This window comes from Shigella sp. FC1567 (assembly GCF_001743015.1).
GTDB classification, from domain to species: Bacteria; Pseudomonadota; Gammaproteobacteria; order Enterobacterales; family Enterobacteriaceae; genus Escherichia; species Escherichia coli.
On record NZ_MIIV01000412.1, the window covers coordinates 1 to 409 of the forward strand.

The window sequence follows — 409 nt, forward strand, 5'->3', positions numbered from 1 at the left end:
GCGCTCTGCACTGGCCCGCGCCGAAGAAAAGATCGAAGAAGATGAACGGGAAATAGAACATCTGCGGGCTCAGATAGAAAAACTGCGCCGGATGCTGTTCGGTACCCGTTCTGAAAAACTGCGTCGTGAAGTTGAACAGGCTGAGGCCCTGCTGAAACAACGCGAACAGGACAGTGATCGTTACAGTGGGCGGGAAGACGATCCGCAGGTTCCCCGCCAGTTGCGACAGTCTCGTCATCGTCGCCCGTTACCGGAGCATCTGCCCCGCGAAATAAATCGCCTGGAGCCAGAAGAAAGCTGTTGCCCGGAGTGTGGCGGTGAGCTGGATTATCTGGGGGAAGTCAGCGCAGAACAACTGGAACTGGTGAGCAGCGCTCTGAAAGTGATCCGCACAGAACGGGTAAAAAAA

Annotated in this window: 1 protein-coding gene; it reads left to right on the top strand. The window is 55.7% G+C overall.

All coding sequences use genetic code 11. From position 1 onward, the window contains the following. Window positions 1-409: IS66 family transposase (locus tag BHE85_RS18875; protein ID WP_171730062.1), on the top strand; the 409-nt coding region annotated here is incomplete at both ends.